Annotated in this window: 20 protein-coding genes; 13 read left to right on the plus strand and 7 right to left on the minus strand. The window is 66.1% G+C overall.

Features of this window, described 5'->3' with window-relative positions; genetic code table 11:
• Positions 1-27: 27 nt before the first annotated feature.
• On the plus strand, positions 28-516 hold the full coding sequence (locus tag F2Q65_RS15130) for a CreA family protein (protein WP_150094249.1): 489 nt from the start codon (positions 28-30) through the stop codon (positions 514-516).
• Positions 517-605: 89 nt separating this feature from the next.
• On the plus strand, positions 606-1220 hold the full coding sequence (locus F2Q65_RS15135; protein ID WP_150094250.1) for a putative 2OG-Fe(II) oxygenase: 615 nt from the start codon (positions 606-608) through the stop codon (positions 1218-1220).
• A gap of 365 nt (positions 1221-1585) precedes the next feature.
• Here F2Q65_RS15135 and F2Q65_RS15140 read toward each other — a convergent pair whose 3' ends face one another.
• The 3 genes from F2Q65_RS15140 to F2Q65_RS15150 form a co-directional block, all read right to left on the minus strand.
• The gene (locus F2Q65_RS15140; protein WP_170265761.1) at positions 1586-2863 is read right to left on the minus strand and encodes a hemolysin family protein; all 1278 of its coding nucleotides are present in this window, start codon (positions 2861-2863) and stop codon (positions 1586-1588) included.
• Positions 2864-3067: 204 nt separating this feature from the next.
• Positions 3068-3634 (minus strand): universal stress protein, encoded by a 567-nt coding sequence (locus F2Q65_RS15145; RefSeq protein WP_150094252.1) that lies wholly within the window; start codon positions 3632-3634, stop codon positions 3068-3070.
• 124 nt (positions 3635-3758) lie between these two features.
• A complete protein-coding gene (locus tag F2Q65_RS15150) occupies positions 3759-5135 on the minus strand; it encodes a coiled-coil domain-containing protein (RefSeq protein ID WP_170265763.1) in 1377 nt (458 codons plus the stop codon).
• A gap of 354 nt (positions 5136-5489) precedes the next feature.
• Between F2Q65_RS15150 and F2Q65_RS15155 the strand changes: the two genes are divergently transcribed.
• The 6 genes from F2Q65_RS15155 to F2Q65_RS15180 all read left to right on the plus strand — a co-directional run bounded on the left by F2Q65_RS15155 (position 5490) and on the right by F2Q65_RS15180 (position 12211).
• The gene (locus F2Q65_RS15155) at positions 5490-6170 is read left to right on the plus strand and encodes a TIGR00153 family protein (RefSeq protein ID WP_150094254.1); all 681 of its coding nucleotides are present in this window, start codon (positions 5490-5492) and stop codon (positions 6168-6170) included.
• 93 nt (positions 6171-6263) lie between these two features.
• Positions 6264-7529 (plus strand): inorganic phosphate transporter, encoded by a 1266-nt coding sequence (locus tag F2Q65_RS15160; protein ID WP_150094255.1) that lies wholly within the window; start codon positions 6264-6266, stop codon positions 7527-7529.
• 71 nt (positions 7530-7600) lie between these two features.
• Complete coding sequence (locus F2Q65_RS15165; protein WP_150094256.1) at positions 7601-8248, plus strand: ATP-binding cassette domain-containing protein; 648 nt, start codon at positions 7601-7603, stop codon at positions 8246-8248.
• Between the two features lie 3 nt (positions 8249-8251).
• Entirely contained in the window at positions 8252-9727 is a 1476-nt protein-coding gene (locus tag F2Q65_RS15170; RefSeq protein ID WP_150094257.1) for a metallophosphoesterase, read from the plus strand.
• 80 nt (positions 9728-9807) lie between these two features.
• Positions 9808-10392, plus strand: a complete 585-nt coding sequence (locus F2Q65_RS15175) for a universal stress protein (RefSeq protein ID WP_246156264.1) — start codon at positions 9808-9810, stop codon at positions 10390-10392.
• A gap of 13 nt (positions 10393-10405) precedes the next feature.
• Positions 10406-12211 carry a Na/Pi cotransporter family protein gene (locus tag F2Q65_RS15180; protein ID WP_246156265.1) on the plus strand — a complete coding sequence of 602 codons (1806 nt, stop codon included), beginning with the start codon at positions 10406-10408 and terminating at the stop codon, positions 12209-12211.
• Between the two features lie 337 nt (positions 12212-12548).
• Here the strand turns inward: F2Q65_RS15180 and tnpA are convergent, their stop codons facing one another.
• Both tnpA and F2Q65_RS15190 read right to left on the minus strand, forming a co-directional pair.
• Positions 12549-12980, minus strand: coding sequence for an IS200/IS605 family transposase (tnpA, locus tag F2Q65_RS15185; protein ID WP_150094258.1), 432 nt, complete (start codon positions 12978-12980; stop codon positions 12549-12551).
• 952 nt (positions 12981-13932) lie between these two features.
• A complete protein-coding gene (locus F2Q65_RS15190; RefSeq protein WP_150094259.1) occupies positions 13933-14310 on the minus strand; it encodes an EscU/YscU/HrcU family type III secretion system export apparatus switch protein in 378 nt (125 codons plus the stop codon).
• A 1-nt stretch (position 14311) separates the two neighbouring features.
• Between F2Q65_RS15190 and F2Q65_RS15195 the strand changes: the two genes are divergently transcribed.
• From F2Q65_RS15195 to F2Q65_RS15215, 5 genes are all read left to right on the plus strand, one after another.
• Positions 14312-14677: a DUF6164 family protein gene (locus F2Q65_RS15195; RefSeq protein WP_150094260.1), complete on the plus strand. Its 366-nt coding sequence runs from the start codon at positions 14312-14314 to the stop codon at positions 14675-14677.
• A 209-nt stretch (positions 14678-14886) separates the two neighbouring features.
• Positions 14887-15543, plus strand: a complete 657-nt coding sequence (locus tag F2Q65_RS15200; RefSeq protein WP_170265764.1) for an ankyrin repeat domain-containing protein — start codon at positions 14887-14889, stop codon at positions 15541-15543.
• Between the two features lie 54 nt (positions 15544-15597).
• Positions 15598-15885: a hypothetical protein gene (locus tag F2Q65_RS15205; protein ID WP_150094262.1), complete on the plus strand. Its 288-nt coding sequence runs from the start codon at positions 15598-15600 to the stop codon at positions 15883-15885.
• 13 nt (positions 15886-15898) lie between these two features.
• The gene (locus F2Q65_RS15210) at positions 15899-16660 is read left to right on the plus strand and encodes an SDR family oxidoreductase (protein ID WP_150094263.1); all 762 of its coding nucleotides are present in this window, start codon (positions 15899-15901) and stop codon (positions 16658-16660) included.
• Positions 16661-16674: 14 nt separating this feature from the next.
• Positions 16675-18012, plus strand: coding sequence for a DUF3422 family protein (locus tag F2Q65_RS15215; RefSeq protein ID WP_150094264.1), 1338 nt, complete (start codon positions 16675-16677; stop codon positions 18010-18012).
• A 35-nt stretch (positions 18013-18047) separates the two neighbouring features.
• Here F2Q65_RS15215 and ahcY read toward each other — a convergent pair whose 3' ends face one another.
• Both ahcY and F2Q65_RS20230 read right to left on the minus strand, forming a co-directional pair.
• On the minus strand, positions 18048-19313 hold the full coding sequence (gene ahcY / locus F2Q65_RS15220; protein ID WP_150094265.1) for an adenosylhomocysteinase: 1266 nt from the start codon (positions 19311-19313) through the stop codon (positions 18048-18050).
• Between the two features lie 51 nt (positions 19314-19364).
• A complete protein-coding gene (locus F2Q65_RS20230) occupies positions 19365-19790 on the minus strand; it encodes a hypothetical protein (protein ID WP_150094266.1) in 426 nt (141 codons plus the stop codon).
• Between the last annotated feature and the right edge of the window lie 170 nt (positions 19791-19960).

Here is a 19960-nt window from a genome sequence, read left to right on the forward strand (position 1 = left end):
CGGGAAATCGACTCAAAGGAGCCTCACATGCGCACCACCCTGCTTCTGACCGGCCTTGCCGGCCTCGGCATCCTCGCCATCGGTTCGGCCTCGGCCGAAGTCATCGGCCAGGTCAGCACCAAGTTCAAATGGATGGGCCCGAACGACAAGATCGTCGTCGAGGTCTTCCAGGACCCCGACATTCCCGGCGTCGCCTGCTACCTCAGCCGCGCCAAGACCGGCGGCATCAGCGGCGCCGTCGGCGTGGCCGAAGACACCTCCGACGCCTCCCTGGCCTGCCGGCAGGTCGGCCCGGTCACCATCCCCGAGCACATCGCCAAGGGCAAGGAAGACGGCGAAGACGTGTTCAAGAAACGCACCTCGCTGCTGACCAAGACCATGCAGGTGGTGCGGTTCTACGACGCACCCCGCAACACCCTGGTCTACCTGAACTACAGCGACCGCATCATCGAAGGCTCGCCCAAGAACGCCATCTCCGTGGTCGTGGTCAGACCCTGGGCCGGCGCCGGCAACTGAGCGCTGACGGCAAGGCCGTCGACAGCCGAGCAGCAACGGCCTGTCGGCCACACCCCACCACCCGTAAACAAACATCGGCGCCACACCCCATGCAACGCATACGCCCCATCGACGCCGTCCGCCACCCCGACGCCGACGACCTCAACGCACGCCTTGCAGGCGCCTTCCAAAGACTTCAGGACGCTGACTTCACCCGGCGCAGCCACTTCATCGACGGCCGCTTCGAAAACCTGTACCTCGACGCCCAACAACTCGACGGTGCGCCGGACCTGATCGACTTCGTCCTCCAGCACGCCGCCACCGCGCTGGACACAACACCGGCGGCACTGCGCTGTGGCTTCTGGCTAAACGCCATGCACCCCGGACAACGCACCAGCCGCCACACCCACGACGAAAACGACGAACAGCTGTCCGCCGTCTACTACGTCACCGCCCCGCCCAACGCCGGCGACATCCTGTTCCACGACCACCCGTTCCAGACCCGCGTCACCCCCACCCCCGGCCTGCTGCTGCTGTTCCCACCGGACCTGCTGCATTCCGTGGAAGAAAACCACAGCCCCGACCTGCGCCTGTCCATCGCCTTCAACCTCGGCCCCAGCACAGCCGGTAGCAACCACAACCGGAGGGTGGAACAAGCCGGTAGGGTGGAACAAGCGAAGCGTTTCCACCAGCAACCACAACCGGAGGGTGGAACAAGCCGGTAGGGTGGAATAAGCCGGTAGGGTGGAATAAGCGAAGCGTTTCCACCAGCAACCACAACCGGAGGGTGGAACAAGCCGGTAGGGTGGAATAAGCGAAGCGTTTCCACCAGCAATCTCAGGCATGGCGGATGGCGCTGCGCTTATCCGCCCTACGGGCTACGGGCTTCAACCGGCACAACCGGTAGGGTGGAACAAGCGAAGCGTTTCCAGCAGCAACCTCAGGCACGGCGGATGGCGCTGCGCTTATCCGCCCTACGGGCTACGGGCTACGGGCTTCAACCGGCACAGCCGGTAGGGTGGAACAAGCGCAGCGTTTCCACCAGCAACCTCAGGCTCCGGCACGGCGGATGGCGCTGCGCTTATCCGCCCTACGGGCTACGGGCTTCAACCTGCACAGGGTCCGCAGTGACAGGCTCCTCCGGCACCGGTTTCAGCACCACCTGTCGAATCCGCCGCTCCGACGCATTCTTGACGTGGATCTCCAGACCATCCAGCACGAAGCGCTCATCCTGGCGCGGGATGCGCGCCGTGTGCTCCAGAATCCACCGATTCACCGTATCCGTCGGCTTGCCCGGCAATTCCGTATCGAAGAACGCCTCCACCACCCGCAGTTCCACATGCCCGTCCACCAGCATGCTGTCGTCCGACAGCCGCATCTGCTGATCCGGCAGCTCGTCGACCTCGTCGTAGATCTCGCCCACCAGCTCCTCGAGCACATCCTCCAGCGTCACCACCCCCTGCAGGTACCCGGTCTCATCCACCACCACCGCCATATGCTGCTTCTCCTTGCGCAGCAGCGGCAGCAGCAGGTCCACCTTCTGGTTTTCCGGCACGTACAGCGGCGTGCGGGCAATGTCGAAGGCCGGCTGCTCCATCTCGCCACGGGCCGCTGCAGCGAACAGATCGCGCAGAAAGAGCACCTTCAGCACCTCGTTGTGATCCGGGCCATGCAACGGGATGCGCGTGAACGGCCGCGCCAGCACCTCCTGCAGAATGTCCGCCACCGAACGCCGCCCGTCCAGTGCAAACACCCGACGCATGGGCGTCATGACATCACCCGCCTTCAGATCGTTCAGGATGAACACCCGCTCGATCATCTCCCGCTCGTCGGACTCGATGGTGCCCTCCTCCTCGCCGTGCTCGGTCATGGTGATCAGCTCGGCCTCGGTCACGATCGGATCTGCCTGCCGGCCCGCCAGCGCCTGCACCCGGTTGGTAAAGGTATTGAACAGCCAGACCAGCGGATAGATGGCACGCATGAAGGCCACCAGCACCGGCGCAATGGCCAGCGAGATGCGCTCGGAGTAACGGGTCGCCAGGCTCTTGGGCGTGATCTCGCCAAACACCAGGATCAGCACCGTCAGCACACCCACCGCCACCCCCGGGCCGATATGCCCGAGCCAGCGGGTGGCCAGCACCGTTGCCATGGCGGAGGCGGCAATATTGACCACATTGTTGCCGATCAGGATGGTGATCAGCATTCGCGCCGGATTGCTCTTCAGCTGATACAACGAGGCCGCGCCGCGGCGACCCTCGCGGTTCAGCGCCTCGGCGCGTGCCAGGGAGATGGAGACCAGCGCCGTCTCCGAGCCGGAAAACAGGCCGGAAAGCAGCAGCAGGACGAGGAGAAAGAACAGTTCTTGCAAATGTTTACGGCGCCACCCGGGCCGTCGTGTCATGGCTGCGGCGCCCGGTCGAGCCGAATGCCGCCAGCTGCTGTGGGATTGTTAGCGTGCCGTCACCTGCGCCGGCCCCGTCACGGAACCGTAACATAACGGCAAACTGAACGACATCACCACAGACACGGCGCTCGTGATCCTGATCAAGCGCCGCGACACGGACCCCCGAACTCAGGCAGAGGAGTAGGCACCCGCGTCGCCGGTGGCCTCCAGCTTCCCGGCATCCTGCGGCTGCCCGGTCTCGTCGATCACAAGCACCTTACAGCCGGCCCGCTTCAGCACCGAGCGGGGGGTTCCGGGTGCCAGCAGCCGCTCCAGCCCGTACCGATCCTTGCCGCCAAGAATGATCAGCTCGGCCTGCACCAGCTCCGCCACCTCCGGTATCCGGTTGGCCGGAACGCCCGGGATGACCAGCTGCCGGATCTCCGCCGCGGCACAGGCCGGATCACTGCCAGTCACCTCGTCCACCACGGCAGCGAGCATGCTCTTGGCGATGTCCGTCAGCGGCAGCAGACCCGCGCCCTGGTTGTAGCGCGCATACTGCCCCGCGGTGCGGCTGGTCTCGTGCACGACATGCAGCGCTACCACTGGCTGCGCCGCATGCACCGCCCGCAGACAGGCCTGCCGCAGACACTGCCTGCCCTGCTCGTCGAACGAGACGGCCGCGATGATGGGCGGATGCCCGCTAGACATGTCGTCCGCCATGGCGCTGGACCAGGGCGTCTTCGGAGCAAACATGACAACACCTGTCAGGTTGTGGTTAATACCTAAGCCACCTGTGGATGATACGATGGATCCCTCGCCATGAGTGGACAGATCTCGAATCAATTGGCCACATTACGATAAATAACCGAACACACAGTCACGCGGGCGACACATCCCCTGCCACCACCCCCAACAGTCGCCGCAGATCGCCCGCGGCATCGCGCAACCGCGCGGCGTGCTGGCGATCGGCGTCGTCGCCGTTCAATTGAGCGGCGATCTGCTCGATGCGCTGCGCGTCGGCGAGCAGCTGCTCCCGCACCGCGTCGAGCTGCCGCAGCCGCTCGTGCGCGGCCGCGTGCATCGCCTGCGCCGCCGCCACGCGCTCGTCGCCGGTTTGCGCCTGGCCCAGTTCCCGCGCCGCCGTCGCCTCCTGCATGGAACTGCGCCACCAGTCGACCAGCCTGGCCCGGTGATCGGCCAGGGTGTTCAGCGCCATCGCCATGGCATTGATCTCGTCACGGCCGTCGGGATCGGCCGGCACGCGCTCACGCGGACTCTCGCGCGTGAGCCGGTCCAGCAACCCGGCCATGGCCCTGACCGGCCGCACGATGCCGATGGTGATCAGCACCGCCAGTAGCGCGCCGAACAGCGCCGCCGCGACGGCAACACCCAGGCTCCAGCGTGCCTGCGCCGCCGCCCCCTCGGCGATCTCGGCGCTGCGCCGCGCCATGGCGCCGCTGGCCTGGACCAGGTTGACCTCCACCACCGGCGTGATCCGCGTCGCGGCCTGCGACATCTCCGCGCTCAACCGCGCGATGCGCCGATCCTGCTCCACCAGGGCATGAAAGTCATCGAGATAACCCGTCAGCAGCGCCTCGAGCCGCTCCCGGGCTGGCGCCGCCAGGTCAAGGCCGCGAAGCTGCTGACGAAAGTCCGCCGCGATGCCGTCCACCATGTCGACATAGCGGGTGTCCGCGCGCAGCAGGTAGTCCTTTTCGCGCCGCCGCAGTTGCAGCAGCGTCAGTTGCAACTGCTCCGCGCCCTGCTGGCTAGCATGCTGGCTGCCGTATTGGCCGGCCTGCTCCTCCAGGATGTGCGCCGCCTCGCGGAACGCCCCCTGCAGGCCGGACGCCTCGTCCAGGCCACGAATGCGCCAGGCCTCCAGCATGTCCTCCAGCCGCAGCGCGAAGCCGTCGGTCAGGGCACGGATCTGCTCGGCGGTCTGCCGCGACGCCTGGTCCACGCGCGCCAGCTGTTCGGTCTGTTGCCGCAGGGCATCCGCCTGTCGCAGGGCCTCCTGCGCAAACGTCTCCTCCCGGGTGAGCGAAAACCGGTCGGCGGCGGCGCGCATGGCTGTCAGCCGGCTCTCGATGGCAAACGCGGCCACTTGCCGCGCACCGTAGGTCTGATTCAGATCCCGGTAATCGGCGATGATCTCGTCATGGCTGACGTGATAGAACCAGAGCACGCCCAGAAAGATCGCCCCCACCAGGCCAAAGCCGAGGCCGATCTTCTCGCCAACGCGCAGTCTCACACCCAATCCGCCCATCGCCACCCCCATGCCGCTCCACTCGCGGCGTCTGCCGGGCCACACCAATGCCGGCCACACCGATTCGGACATCAGGACGCCGACACCCTTGGGCTGTTCGCTACGGCGTACTGTTCGTCAAGACAAACGTTCCTTATATCGCGTCTTCATGACAAAATTATTGCGGCTTTCCTGCAATACGGTTAACAATACTAGTGAGTCGTACGAGTGTTCGAGCGATTCACGACCAGCAGCCATGTCGACGCATCCCCGGTCGGCCACGACCCGATCCGTGACCGACGACGCGCCGACGCTAGCCCGGCGGCGTTTCATGTCTCAGATACGGGAGGCTCTTCCTCGATGCGTTCCACGAATCCAATCGCGGCCCTGTTCGCCCGCTCCCCCTTCAAGCCGATGCAGGAACACATGGCGGTGGTCAACGCCTGCGTCAGCCATGTGCCCCACCTCTTCGAGGCCCTGATCAGCGCCGACGCGGCCGCGCTGGAGCAGGCCAAGAACGCCATCTTCGAAAAGGAAAGCGAGGCCGACGGCATCAAGAACCAGGTCCGCATCCACCTGCCCAGAAGCCTGTTCCTGCCGGTAGACCGGCGCGACCTGCTGGAGATCCTGGCGGTTCAGGACGCCATCGCCGATACCGCGCAGGACATCGCCGGGCTGCTGATGCAGCGCCAGATGACGGTACCAGAGGACATGCAGGCGGACCTGCGCACCCTGGTGCGGCGCTGCGCCGATGCCTGCGAACAGGCCAACGCCATCATCGGCGAGCTCGACGAGCTGGTGGAAACCGGCTTCCGCGGTCCCGAGGCCACCCGCGTCGAGGCCATGGTGCAGGAGCTGAACCGGATCGAGACCGAGACGGACGATCTCGGCATGGCGCTGGCACGCGCCCTGTTCCAGCACGAGGACAGCATGAGCCCGGTGTCGGTGATGTTCTGGTACCGGTTGATCCACTGGATCGGCAACCTGGCCGACTACGCCGAAAAGGTCGGCGATCGCCTGCTGCTGCTGATCGCGCGCTGACACCGCCAAGGTCACGCTCACCGCCCGATACCGGCACATCGCAGGCGCGGGCGAAACCAGGTCCACGGATCACGTCCAGCTTCGAGAGGCATCATGGACATCATCGCAACCTACGGCACGATCTTCATCGTCCTGGCAGTCATCTTCGGCTTCTACATGACCTGGGGCATCGGCGCCAATGACGTCGCCAACGCCATGGGCACCTCGGTGGGCTCCGGCGCCATCACCGTCAAGCAGGCGATCATCATCGCCGCCATCTTCGAGTTCGCTGGCGCCTTCCTTGCCGGCGGCAGCGTCACCTCCACCATCCGCAAGGGCATCATCGATCCGGCCCCCATCGCCGGCGCGCCGGAACTGCTGGTCTACGGCATGCTGGCGGCCCTGCTGGCCGCCGCCATCTGGCTGATGGTCGCCACCAGCCGCGGCTGGCCCGTCTCCACCACCCACACCATCGTTGGCGCCATCGTCGGCTTCGCCATCGCCGGTATCGGTGTCGATGCCGTGCAATGGAGCACCATCGGACAGATCGCCGCCAGCTGGGTGGTCTCGCCCCTGCTCGGCGGCGTCATCGCGCTGCTGCTGATGCTGAGCATCCGCACGCTCATTCTCAACAGTGAAAACCCGTTCAGGAGCGCCAAGCGCTGGGGCCCGTTCTATATCTTCCTGGTGGGCTGGATCGTCAGCCTGGTCACCCTGTTCAAGGGGCTCAAGCATCTCAATCTCGACCTGACCACCTGGCAGAGCCTCGCCGCCGCAACCGGCATCGGCATCGTCATTGCCCTCATCGGCAAGGTGCTCATCGACCGGGTAAAGGTGGACGAAGCCGCCGACCGCAAATTCCATTTCGCCAGCGTCGAGCGCGTGTTCACGCCAATGATGATCTTCACCGCCTGCGCCATGGCCTTCGCCCACGGCTCCAACGACGTGGCCAACGGCATCGGTCCGCTGGCAGCGGTGGTGTCCATCGTGCAGAGCGGCGGCGCCGTGGCGCAAAAGGCGGCGCTGCCCCTGTGGATCCTGATCCTCGGCGGCATCGGTATCGTCATCGGTCTGGCCACCATGGGCTACCGGGTCATGCAGACCATCGGCACGCGCATCACCGAGCTGACCCCCACCCGGGGCTACTGCGCCACCCTGGCCGCCGCCTCCACCGTGGTGCTGGCCTCCAAGACCGGACTGCCGGTATCCACCACCCATATCGCCGTCGGTGCGGTCATGGGCGTCGGCCTGGCCCGCGGCGTCGGCGCCCTGGACCTGCGCGTGATCGGCAACATCGTCGTATCATGGGTGGTGACACTGCCGGCGGGCGCCATTCTCGCCGCCATCTTCTTCTTCATCTTCCGCGCCATCTTCGGCTGACGCCATGCCGACCGGCGGCTTGGGGCACGCGCGGCGCGACCTGAATCTCGCAGTTGAGCACATACAACAGCATGTCGCGAGAACTCGCCGCGCTGCCCGGGGTGCCCCTGGAGCCGGTCACCGATCTGCGGCTGTTCCGTCGCGTGCCCGTGGCGCGCCGCGTCCGCTTCAACCAGCTCATCGTCACCGGCCCGCCCGGGGCCGGCAAGTCCACCTTCATCCGGCAACTGGGTGGCTGGCCGGAAGAGGGTTACATCGATCTGAGCCAGCGCGCCTGGTGGCGCGCCCAGGTACTGGCGGTGCGCCCGCGCGAGATCCATCTGGGTCTGCCGTTCGTCGGCCAGCCGGACGCCCTGTCGCTGTTCGACGAGGCCTGGCAGCGCAACTGGCGCGACCTGGTGCTGGATGAGTCGCGCATACAGCTGCCTGGCCCGAAACGACACCTGCTGGCGGTGGACTGGCAGGCCCGTTATGTATTCGAGTTCATCCTGCCCGCGCCGGAGCGCATCTACCGCGCCCGCTGCGAGCGCGCCCGCGCCGGCACGCACCCCATCGACGCCTGCGTCGATCTGGACCAGATCCGCGCCCAGGTGCGCCTGTTCGGCCACGTGTGCGCACTGTTTCATCGACGAGGCATGCAGGTCTATCTGCGCCAGCGGGTCAGAAGCCGACCCTACCGCCTCGCCACCCCCGTTGCGCCAGCCCAAGACGGGCCATAAGCCATGACTCAATTCTCCACCGAATCCCGCAACACCTTCCTGCGCTACTTCCAGGATCTGCTCCAGGACATGGAGGAGTGCGACGACATGGAACTCAGCGGATCGCTGCGGCTCGGCGAGAAAAAGGTGCGGATTCCGGAGCCATCGCTGCCGCTGCGGCTGATGCTCGGCACGGAGGAAGGCTACAGCCTCACCCTCGACCCCGAGATCGTCATCGGCGCCGATGGCCACTTCCAGCGCAGCGGCGACTATCTGCTGTTCGATCCGGACAGCTTCTTCTCCACCATCAGCGGTTTTCTCCGGCTGTCCGCCGGCGAGTCGCTCACCCTGGGCCGCGAAGACCCGCTGCAACGGCGACTGCTGGCCTATCCCTCCAGCGTCGCCGACAAGCACCTGCGGCTGAAGCTGACGGAAAACGGGCTGGCGCTGAAGAACAAATCGCCGAAGCGCGGCGCCTGCGTCATGCCCCTGACCAAAAAGGTGCTGCTCGACCGGATGCTACGCTGGCGCAAGGGCAAGCTCGAGGCCCTGGCCAGCATCCTCAAGGATCCCATCGAGGAACCCTCGCGCAGCACCGCGCTGGACCTGCTCGAGCGGGTGACGCAGGTGATGGAGCGCGAGGCCTACCGCCTGAGCACGCGCGACGGGCGGCCCGGCAGCGTGTTGCGGCTGCCCGGCAGGCCCGCCCCCATCTTCGTCGGCGACCTGCACGCCAGCATCGACAACCTGCTGGTGCTGCTCACCCAGAACGCCTTTCTCGACGCCCTGCGCGACGGCAGCGGCGTGCTCATCCTGGTCGGCGACGCGGTCCACCCGGACACCCCCGGCCACGAGGCCGAGATGGACATGTCCATGCTGCTGATGGACCTGATCTTCCGGCTGAAGCTGCAGTTTCCCGAGCGCGTGTTCTACCTGCGCGGCAATCACGACAGCTTCGCCGATGACATCAGCAAGGGCGGCGTGCCCCAGGGCGTGCTGTGGGAACAGGCCCTGTACGACCGCCGCGGCGCGCACTATCGCAACGCCATGCAGCGCCTCTACGACGCCCTGCCCTACATCGCCGTCTCGCCGCACTACGTCGCCTGCCATGCCGGCGCGCCCACCATGAAGGCCTCCCGCGCCGACCTGATCAATGCCCACCGCAAGCCGAAACTGCAACACCAGCTCACCCATATCCGGCTGCGCAAGTCCAACTCGCCAAGCGGCTACGGCCCCGGCGACGTGCGCCGCCTGTGCAAGCGGCTCGGCGTGGCGCCAGACACCCCGTTCATCGTCGGCCACACGCCGCTCAGCAGCGACGGCACCCTATGGCTCAACGCTGGCGGCATCCAGCACCACCATGTGCTGTTCGGCGCCAATCCGCAGACCATCGGCGTCATCACCCGCTCCGGCGGCCACCTGCTACCGCTGACCTACCCGGTGGAACCCCTGCTGCCGGTGATCAACCGCCTGATACGGACCGGCCGCCTCACGGCCTGAACGGGCGCCGCCACGGCAACCTTGCGTAACACTCAAGTAACACAAATGTCATAATGCGGACGACTTCAGCCGAGGTACCCATGAACGACCCCAGGGAGACCCCGCCCGTAGCACCGGACACCGACAACACCGGCCACAGCGACACCAAAAAGACGACCACCGACAGCCACAGCGACACCAAAGCCGTGACCAACAAATCGGACAGCGGCCCCATCCTGGTACCGGTGGACTTCTCCGCCCCCTCGGAGGCCGCGCTGATCCATGCCGTCGATCTGGCGCGCTGTCTCAACCGGCCGCTGATGGTCATGCACGTGGTGCATGACCCGGGCTCGATGCCGGGGTACTACAGCCGCGCGCTGAAGAAAAAGCAGCTCAGCCGCATCGAAGACGGCGCCGCGGACATGCTCGACGAGTTCCTGCAGCGAGTGATCGCCCAGCACCGCGAGCTGAAAAAGCTCAAGCGGCTGGATTCCATGCTGGTCAAGGGGCTGCCCACCTCACGTATCCTGGAGGTGGCCAACAAGATCGGCGCCGGCCTGATCGTCATGGGCAGCACCGGTCTGACCGGCTGGAAACACCTGCTCATCGGCTCCGTGGCCGAACAGGTAGTACACCTGGCACGCATCCCGGTCACGGTGGTCAAGTGCCCGCCGCAAAAAAAGTAGGAGGAAGCCCGCCTTGATTGCCAACCTGTTGTCCCGCCGCGCCCAACAGGCCGCCCCCTATTGGCTGCCCGGCCTGGCCGGCCTGGCCCTGCTGGTCGCAGCCCTCGCGGTCTGGGCCGACGACGGCAGCAGCAACGGCGTCGAGATCGACTGGCTCACCATGGGCATGGGCCTGTTCGGCGGCCTTGCCCTGTTCCTGTTCGGCATGGATCAGATGGCCGACGCGCTCAAGGCCGTGGCCGGCGAGCGCATGAAGGACATCCTGGCGCGGCTCACCACCAATCGCTTCATGGGCGCCCTGACCGGCGCCTTCGTCACCGCCGTCATCAACTCCTCGTCCGTCACCACTGTGCTGGTGGTGGGCTTCATCAGCGCCGGCCTGATGTCCCTGGCGCAATCCGTCGGCGTCATCATGGGCGCCAACATCGGCTCCACCGTCACCGCGCAACTCATCGCCTTCAAGGTCACCAAGGCCGCGCTGCTGATGATCGGCATCGGCTTCACCATGCTGTTCGCCTCCAAGCGCGAGCGCATCCGCCACTACGGCGGCATGCTCATGGGCCTGGGCATGGTGTTCTTCGGCATGGGCGTGATGAGCGACGCCATGGCCCCGCTGCGCAGCTACCAGCCCTTCCTGGACCTGATGCAGACGATGCAGAACCCGCTCATCGGCATCCTGGTGGCCGCCGCCTTCACCGGGCTGATCCAGTCATCCGCGGCCACCACCGGCATCGTCATCGTCATGGCCAGCCAGGGCTTCGTCAACCTGCCCACCGGCATCGCCCTGGCCTTCGGCGCCAACATCGGCACCTGCGTCACCGCCCTGCTGGCCGCCATCGGCAAACCCCGCGAGGCCGTGCGCGCCGCTGTCGTTCACATCCTGTTCAATGTTGCCGGCGTGCTGGTCTGGGTCGGCCTCATCGGCCAGCTGGCGGAGTTCGTCACCTGGATCTCGCCGCAATACCCCGAACTCGCCGGCACCGAGCGCATCGCCGCCGAGACGCCACGGCAGATCGCCAACGCCCACACCCTGTTCAACGTCGCCAACACCATCCTGTTCATCGGTCTCACCGGCCAGTTCGCGCGCCTGGCGGAATGGCTGGTGCCGGACAAACCGCTGGAAGAAGAGGCGCTGGTGGTCCGCGCCAAGTACCTCGACGAAGAACTGCTGAGCACACCCTCGCTGGCCCTCGACCGGGTGCGTCTGGAGGTGCTGCACATGGGCGAGCGGGTGCAGGACATGATGAGACGCATCATGCCCGCCATCCTCAGCGGCAACCGCGAGACCCTGCACGACATCGAACGCATGGACGACGACGTCGACACACTGCATGCGCAGATCATCACCTATCTGGGCAAGATCAGCCGCCTGTCGCTGACCGAGAATCAGACCGCCGAGATGATCCGCCTGATGGAGGCCGTCAACGACCTGGAAAACATCGGCGACGTCATCGAAACCAACCTCATCGTGCTGGGCAACGAACGCATCGACCAGGGCGTGTCCATCAGCCAGCCCACCCGCGAGATCCTCAACAACTTCCACGTCGCCGTCAACCAGGCCGTGGAGGCCGCCGTGCTCGCCGTGGCGCAGAAAAGCGAACTCGCCGCACGCACCGTCACGTCAAAGAAACAGGAGATCACGCGCATCGCCGACTCCGCCGCCGCCCACCAGGCACAACGCCTGGTGGCCGAAGAACCCAACCGCATCCCCGCCTACACCATCGAGATCGACATCATCGAAAAGCTAAAGCGGATCTACTACTTCGCCAAGCGCATGGCCAAGACCGTAGAATCCGACGACGCAACCGAGGCCAGCTGAACCCGTAGCGTGGAACAACCGCAGCCCGTAGGGTGGAATAAGCGCAGCGTTTCCACCAGATGCCCGTAGGGTGGAATAAGCGCAGCGTTTCCACCAGATGCCCGTAGGGTGGAATAAGCGCAGCGTTTCCACCAGATGCCCGTAGGGTGGAATAAGCGCAGCGTTTCCACCAGAAGCCCGTAGGGTGGAATAAGCGCAGCGTTTCCACCAGAAGCCCGTAGGGTGGAGTAACAATCCCCCGGCAAAGCCGGGGGCATTGAATTCGTGAGCCGCTCAAAGCGGCTTATGGGGACGCTAACGCGTCCCCGCGGTTTGGGGGCCGCCTAAAGGCGGCGGATCAGCGCCATAGGTTCAGCTGCTCCAGTCGCTGATCTTCCTGCTCCTGGTGTCGGATGTAGCGCCGCACAACCTCCTCGTCCCGCCCGACCGTGGACACGAAGTAGCCGCGTGCCCAGAAGTGCTGGCCAACGAAGTTGCGCCTGCGCTCGCCGTACACCCGCGCCAGGTGAATGGCACTCTTCCCCTTGATGTAGCCCACCACCTGTGACACCGCATATTTCGGCGGAATCGAGATCAGCATGTGCACATGGTCGGGCATCAGGTGTCCCTCCAAGATCCGACTCTCTTTGTGCTCCGCCAAGGTGCGGAACACTTCCCCAAGGTGCCGACGTAACTGCGCGTACAGCGTCCGGCGGCGGCACTTCGGGATGAACACTACGTGGTATTTACACTCCCACTTGGAGTGGCTTAAGCTTTCGCTGTCGTCCATCGGGTTTCTCCTCTTTCGTGTGCTTGGCGGCTCACGGCGAGGAGTTTCCCCGATGGACTCCAGGAAATGTCAAACTTCTACTGCCACCCCGGCAAAGCCGGGGGTTTTCCTATTTTTGGATAAGCGAAGCGTTTCCACCAGATGCCCGTAGGGTGGAATAAGCGAAGCGTTTCCACCAGATGCCCGTAGGGTGGAATAAGCGAAGCGTTTCCACCAGATGCAAAAGCAGCCACCACCGCCGCGGCGGATGGCGCTACGCTTATCCGCCCTACGAAAACCGGGATAGGAAACCAACAGCAGTAGGGTGGAACAAGCGCAGCGTTTCCACCAGATGCAAAAGCAGCCACCACCGCCGCGGCGGATGGCGCTACGCTTATCCGCCCTACGGAAAACCGGGATAGGAAACCGACAGCAGTAGGGAATAAGCGCAGCGTTTCCACCAGATGCCCGTAGGGTGGAATAAGCGAAGCGTTTCCACCAGATGCCCGTAGGGTGGAATAAGCGCAGCGTTTCCACCAGATGCCCGTAGGGTGGAATAAGCGAAGCGTTTCCACCAGATGCCCGTAGGGGGGAATAAGCGCAGCGTTTCCACCAGATGCCCGTAGGGTGGAATAAGCGAAGCGTTTCCACCAGATGCCCGTAGGGTGGAATAAGCGCAGCGTTTCCACCAGATGCCCGTAGGGTGGAATAAGCGAAGCGTTTCCACCAGATGCCCGTAGGGTGGAATAAGCGAAGCGTTTCCACCAGATGCCAAAGCAGCCACCACCGCCGCGGCGGATGGCGCTACGCTTATCCGCCCTACGAAAACCGGGATAGGAAACCAACAGCAGTAGGGTGGAATAAGCGCAGCGTTTCCACCAGATGCCAAAGCAGCCACCACCGCCGCGGCGGATGGCGCTACGCTTATCCGCCCTACGGGAAAACGGCGGGAGGTTACCGGCAACAGGCGCGGCTAATGCGCCGGCTCCACCACGATCAGCCGCTCCATCTCCGCAACCCGGATGCGGCGCCCGTCCAGCGTCGCGAAGGTCCGCCCCTCGATGTCGCCCCGTCGCGCCTCGTACGACTGCACCTGCCCGCTGTACGGATTGACCACCTGCACCTCCACCACCTGCTGCGCGTGCTCCCAGCGCTGGAACAGGTAAAATCCGCTGCCGAGCACCATCAACGCCAGCACCGCATGGGCCGCTGCCCGCATCGAGCCCGGCGGCAACCAGCCCGGCAGCACCGGCACCGCCGGCCCCGAGCCATCGGCCTCACGCCGCCGGTTGCGCAGCACCAGAAAAGCGACGTAAACCACCGCCGCCGTCACCAGAAACTTGAGTAGCATGATGTCCGTACTGATCTTTCGCCTGAACGGAGTCGACGACGACGAGGCCGCTGACGTGCGCCAGCTGCTCGACGACAACGGCTTTCCCTACCACGAGACCGGCGCCGGTTTCCTCGGCCTTGGCACCGCCGGACTCTGGCTGCTGCAGGCCGAACACAAGCGCGAAGCCCGCGCCCTGATCGACGCCTACCAGCAACAGCGCGCCGCCCGACTGTCCGCGGAATACCGCGCCCTGTGCGACGCCGGCCGCGCCGAAACCGCCTGGCAACGCGCCCTGCAGCACCCGTTTCGCACCGCCTTCCACCTTGCCGGCATCGCCGCCATACTCTACCTGATGCTCGTCCCCTTTCTCACCCTCGGACGTTGAATGGCAGCAATTCCAATTTCAAACCGCAGAGGCCCAGAGCACGCAGAGACCAGCCAGCGTTCTCGTCCGCGCCCCTGCGTTCAGTTTTTGTGCTCTGCGTCTCTGCGGTGAATCGCGCTGCGGCAAAGAAACCTTGCGTTTGCCGCGCGCTTGCCCAGCGCCCGATGAACCGCGTACCATTTCCGCACCAAGCCAAGGCACCCCGTCGCATGCGCCTCGCCCCAACCACTCTGCTGTCCGTCTGCCTCCTGGCCCTCGTTGCCGGCTGCGGCGCCCCGCCCGAGCCCACGGTCAACCTGTACCGGGCCGTGCACATCGGCGACCTGGACCAGATCAAGCGCCACCTGTTCTGGAAGACCGACATCAACCAGCCCGGGGCCGACGGCGCCTACCCGCTGCATGTGGCCGTCAGCCAGGGACGCGTCGCCATCGCCCGCGAGCTGCTCGACCACGGCGCCGACACCGATGTCCGCGACCGGCTCGGCCGCACCCCGCTGCACCTGGCCCTGGCCAACGGCAAACTGCCCGCGGCGGAACTGCTCTGGCAGCACGGCACCGATGACGACCCCCAGGCGCTGCTGTTCCAGCTGGTCGCAGATCAGACCGCCGACCGCGACAGCCTGCACTTTCTGCTCAGCCAGGGCGCAGCACTGAACACCGCCGGCCCATCCGGCACACCGCCGCTGCACCAGGCCGTGAGCGCCGGCAACGTCAAGCTGGCCAAGCACCTGATCAGCGCCGGCGCCGAGGTCAATCTGACCGACACCGCCGGCAACACCCCGCTGGCCCTGGCCGAGCGGATCCCGGACCCCAGCACCGCCGGCATCATGGCCGGCCTGTTGCGTCAGTACGGGGCCCTGCAATAGCGGGTACAACCGGTCCGGCAACACCCAAACAGCACTCTCTCAGGAAGCGAACCGATGGCCGAGACAATCGACGAGCTGACCGTCACCTATATCGACGGCGGCATCGAAACCACGCGCGAACTGGACAAGGTCATCCTGTCCAAGGGCAGCTGGACCACCATCCTGTTCCGCTACCAGGACTGGGACCGCGCCAAGGAGGAATACGGCCCCGAGCGCTTCACCATCCGCCGCTACCAGAAACGCGGCGGCGAATACCGCCAGCAGTCCAAGTTCAACATCTCCAGCCGCGCCCAGGCCCAGGCCCTGGTGGACGCACTGCAGGGCTGGCTGAAGGCCGACTGAGCGGAGACACCCGATGCCTGATTTCACGGATCGTGTTGCGGTCATCACTGGCGCCAGTCGTGGCCTGGGCGCCGGGCTGGCGCGCAGCTTCCTGCAGCATGGCCTGCGCGTGGCCGTCTGCGCCCGCACCGCGCCAGACTGCGGCACCCACGGCGACCGCTGCCTCAGCCGCGCCCTGGACGTCACCGACAGCCAGGCCGTCGACGCCTTCTGCGCCGAGTCCGCCCGGCAGTTCGGCCCCATCGACCTGTGGATCAACAACGCCGGCCTGCTCGCGCCCATCGGGCCGCTGCATGAAGTCGACCCGGACGACTTCCGTCGCCACATCGAGGTCAACGTGCTCGGCGTGTTCAACGGCAGCCGCGCCTTCATTCGCCACCGGCTTCAGGGCATCAACGCACAGACACAGGCAGCCGCCGGCGGCGTGCTGATCAACATCAGCTCCGGCGCCGCACGCAACGCCTATGCCGGCTGGTCCGCCTACTGCGCGGGCAAGGCCGCCGTCGATCGCATGAGCGAGTCCATCGCACTGGAACAGGCCGAGCACGGCCTGCGCGTGCATGCTGTCGCCCCCGGCATCGTCGACACCGACATGCAGGCCGAGATCCGCCGCTGCTCGCCGGAACAATTTCCCATGGTGCAGAAGTTTCTCGACCTGAAACAGGCCGACAGCTTCAGCACCCCGGCGTTCGTCGCCGAACGGTTGCTGGAACTCGCCTTCGACCCGGCGCACCGCCGCGACGAGGTGCTGATCTCGCTGCCCCGCCCAAGCTGAGCACCGCCACACCCATGCCTTCAGCCTACCCGCAACACCCACTACGTCACGAACTGACCTCGGAGCTGCATGTCCGCACCTTCGAGCCCATCCGCGCACCCACGCGACTGGCACACCTGGTGTACCAGTGCGGCGAGCGCGGCAGCGGCATCAACATCCGCCATCTTGAGCGCCTGCTCACCCACTTCGGCGTGCCCGCGCCCAGCGATCCCGGACAGCAGTTCTATGTCGACATCGGCGAACTGCGGCTGCGCTGGGAGCGCCATACCGAGTTCGTCACCTACACCTTTTTCCGCCCGGGCCCATTCGAGCGGCCCTTCGCCGACACCCTGCTGGACACACTGCCCGCCAACTGGCTGCAGCAGCTGCCCGGCCGGGTGGTCAGCGCCATCCTGCTGGCCCTGGAGTCACGCGAGCATCCCGAGCACGGCCTGGGCGAACTCACCGAGCTGTTCGGCGGCAATCCCGTGATCGGCGCCGAGGTGGCCGGCGGCGCCGGCATCGCCTGGTCCGACATGCGCATCCATCCCGACGGCTTCGGCCGCATGCTGCTGCGCGACATCAACCTGTCCGACGGCCAGGCCGGACGCCTGATCAAGCGCATCCTCGACGTCGACGCCTACCGCGCCATGGCCCTGCTCGGCCTGCCGCCGGCGCGCAAGGCAGCCGCCATCCTGTCCGAGGCCGAGCAACAGCTCGCCGACCTGGCCCTGCGCATGACCGCCAACCCAAGACCGGACGCCGCCCGTCCCCCGAGCGGCAATGATCCACAGGCCCCACTCACCGAACGCGCCCTGCTCAACGAGCTGACCAGCCTGGCCACCGAGGTGGAATCCGTCACCGCCCGCACCACCTCTCGCTTCGACGCCTCCCGCGCCTACCACCAGGTCATGCGCCAACGGCTGGAACAGCTGCGCGAGCGACGCATCCAGGGCCTGCAGACCTTTACCGAATTCCTCGAGGCCCGGGTCGCCCCCGCCATCGCCACCTGCGCCGCCACCGGCGAGCGCCAGCAGGCCCTGGCCGAACGCGCCGCCCGCATGACCGCCCTGCTGCGCGCGCGGGTAGAACTGCAACTGCAGGAGCAGAACCGCAGCCTGCTCGATTCCATGGACCGACGCGCCCGCCTGCAGCTACGCCTGCAAGAGACCGTCGAAGGGCTGTCCGTGGTCGCCATCAGCTACTACGGGCTCGGCCTGGTGGGCTACCTGCTCAAGGGCCTGGGCGCCGGCGGCCTGCCCATCGACGCCGACCTGGCCATCGCCCTGGCCCTGCCCCTGGTGGTCGGCGCCGTCTGGCTGGGCCTGCAACGCGCCAAGCGCAAACTGCTCGGCAAGCAACAGGCTGCCTGACACAGAGCGCCCTGAGCGTTTGCAACAGGTATCTCTCAGGTCCCCTCGCCCCATGAGGCCAGATAGGCCGACTGCTCCGGCGTCAGCCGATCGATCTGCAGCCCCAGCGCATCCAGCTTCAACCGCGCCACCGCCTGATCGATCTCCCGCGGCACCGGATGCACCTCCGCCGCCAGCTGCGGACCATGCTCCACCAGCCAGGCCACCGCCAGCGCCTGATTGGCAAAACTCATGTCCATCACCGCCGCCGGATGGCCCTCCGCCGCCGCCAGATTCACCAGCCGACCCTCCGCCAGCACACGGATACGCCGGCCATCCGCAAGCACAAACTCCTCCACGCTCTCGCGCGGACGCTGCCGGCGCACCGCCATGGCCGCCAATGCCGGCAGATTGATCTCGACATTGAAATGGCCGGAATTGGCGATGACACAGCCGTCCTTCATCACCTCGAAATGGCACCGGTCCAGCACATGCTTGTCGCCGGTCACGGTGACGATGAAGTCCGAGCGCGCCGCCGCCTGCACCAGCGGCATCACCTCGAAACCGTCCATCACCGCCTCCAGCGCCCGCAGCGGCTCCACCTCCGTCACCACCACCCGCGCGCCGTGGCCCTTGGCCCGCATCGCCAGGCCCCGCCCGCACCAGCCATAGCCCACCACCGTGAACACGCGCCCGGCGATCAGACTGTTGGTGGCCCGGATCACCCCATCCAGCGCGCTCTGGCCGGTGCCGTAGCGGTTGTCGAACAGGTGTTTCGTCAGCGCATCGTTGACGGCGACCACCGGATAGCGCAGCGCGCCCTCCGCGGCCATGGCGCGCAGGCGGATCACGCCCGTGGTGGTCTCCTCGGTGCCGCCGAGCATGCCGTCCAGCAGATCGCGCTGGGTCTTGTGCAGCTCGCTGACCAGGTCCGCCCCGTCGTCCAGCGTGATCCGGGGGCGATGCGCCAGCGCCGCGCGGATATGCCGATAGTAGGTCTCGGTGTCCTCGCCACGCCGGGCGAACACCGGGATGCCGTCGTGCACCACCAGCGACGCCGCCACATCGTCCTGGGTCGACAGCGGATTGCTGGCGCACAGTACCAGGCCGGCACCGCCGGCGCGCAAGGTCCGCGCCAGGTTGGCCGTCTCGCTGGTGATGTGCAGGCAACCGCTGATGCGCAGCCCCTGCAGCGGCCGCTCACGCGCAAAGCGCTCGCGGATGCCCGCCAGCACCGGCATCTCCGCGGCAGCCCAGTCGATCCGCGACCGACCGGCCTCCGCCCGGGCCGGATCATTGATATCGCCACTCGCCCTGGTCATGGCCACCATTGCCTGGACCTGCTGCCTGCAACGGCGATCTGGAACGGGTGCCTAGAACTTGGTCAGCACCAGGTTCTCGCCGTCCTCCGGCCCCAGATCGAAGGTATTGCCGCTCACCTGGGCCACGGTGCCGATCTGCTCCACCACAAACGCCGGATCCGCCGCCGCATTGATCACCAGGCCATTGCCATGACCGTCTGCAATCACCAGCGAGCCCGCATCCGGCCGCGTCACCGCCAGCCCACCGGACGGCGACAACACCACCAGATGCGCATTCAGGTAATGCAGTTCCAGCGACGACGGATCACGGTTCGCCTCCAGAAAGGCCTCCGCCGCGCCCACCGCGCCCTCCTTCACCTTGGCCATCAGCGAACTCGCCGACGCCTTCGCCCGCGCCGCAATATCCCGCGCCTTGTCGCTCTCCGCCGCCTCCTTCACCGTCTCGATCGCCTTGTCCAGCTGCTCTTTCCAACTCATGACACCCTCCAGAAAACAGATCGAACACCACAACGGCCCTGATCATCGGGCCGGCCGGTAAGGTGGACGAGCCAGAGCAAAGTCCACCGAACCCCGCGCTGCCATTGGTGGACGGCGCTGCGCTTGTCCACCCTACGGGTATGATGATTTTGCGTAGGGTGGACAAGCGC

The organism is Thiohalocapsa marina (assembly GCF_008632335.1).
Taxonomy (GTDB): Bacteria; Pseudomonadota; Gammaproteobacteria; order Chromatiales; family Chromatiaceae; genus Thiohalocapsa; species Thiohalocapsa marina.

Bases quoted from the DNA above. Each gene is read 5' to 3' on its own strand.
- F2Q65_RS15130 (WP_150094249.1), top strand. From the start codon at position 28: ATGCGCACCACCCTGCTTCTGACCGGCCTTGCCGGCCTCGGCATCCTC.
- F2Q65_RS15135 (WP_150094250.1), top strand. From the start codon at position 606: ATGCAACGCATACGCCCCATCGACGCCGTCCGCCACCCCGACGCCGAC.
- F2Q65_RS15145 (WP_150094252.1), bottom strand. From the start codon at position 3,634: ATGTTTGCTCCGAAGACGCCCTGGTCCAGCGCCATGGCGGACGACATG.
- F2Q65_RS15155 (WP_150094254.1), top strand. From the start codon at position 5,490: ATGCGTTCCACGAATCCAATCGCGGCCCTGTTCGCCCGCTCCCCCTTC.
- F2Q65_RS15160 (WP_150094255.1), top strand. From the start codon at position 6,264: ATGGACATCATCGCAACCTACGGCACGATCTTCATCGTCCTGGCAGTC.
- F2Q65_RS15165 (WP_150094256.1), top strand. From the start codon at position 7,601: ATGTCGCGAGAACTCGCCGCGCTGCCCGGGGTGCCCCTGGAGCCGGTC.
- F2Q65_RS15170 (WP_150094257.1), top strand. From the start codon at position 8,252: ATGACTCAATTCTCCACCGAATCCCGCAACACCTTCCTGCGCTACTTC.
- F2Q65_RS15175 (WP_246156264.1), top strand. From the start codon at position 9,808: ATGAACGACCCCAGGGAGACCCCGCCCGTAGCACCGGACACCGACAAC.
- tnpA (WP_150094258.1), bottom strand. From the start codon at position 12,980: ATGGACGACAGCGAAAGCTTAAGCCACTCCAAGTGGGAGTGTAAATAC.
- F2Q65_RS15190 (WP_150094259.1), bottom strand. From the start codon at position 14,310: ATGCTACTCAAGTTTCTGGTGACGGCGGCGGTGGTTTACGTCGCTTTT.
- F2Q65_RS15195 (WP_150094260.1), top strand. From the start codon at position 14,312: ATGTCCGTACTGATCTTTCGCCTGAACGGAGTCGACGACGACGAGGCC.
- F2Q65_RS15200 (WP_170265764.1), top strand. From the start codon at position 14,887: ATGCGCCTCGCCCCAACCACTCTGCTGTCCGTCTGCCTCCTGGCCCTC.
- F2Q65_RS15205 (WP_150094262.1), top strand. From the start codon at position 15,598: ATGGCCGAGACAATCGACGAGCTGACCGTCACCTATATCGACGGCGGC.
- F2Q65_RS15210 (WP_150094263.1), top strand. From the start codon at position 15,899: ATGCCTGATTTCACGGATCGTGTTGCGGTCATCACTGGCGCCAGTCGT.
- F2Q65_RS15215 (WP_150094264.1), top strand. From the start codon at position 16,675: ATGCCTTCAGCCTACCCGCAACACCCACTACGTCACGAACTGACCTCG.
- ahcY (WP_150094265.1), bottom strand. From the start codon at position 19,313: ATGACCAGGGCGAGTGGCGATATCAATGATCCGGCCCGGGCGGAGGCC.
- F2Q65_RS20230 (WP_150094266.1), bottom strand. From the start codon at position 19,790: ATGAGTTGGAAAGAGCAGCTGGACAAGGCGATCGAGACGGTGAAGGAG.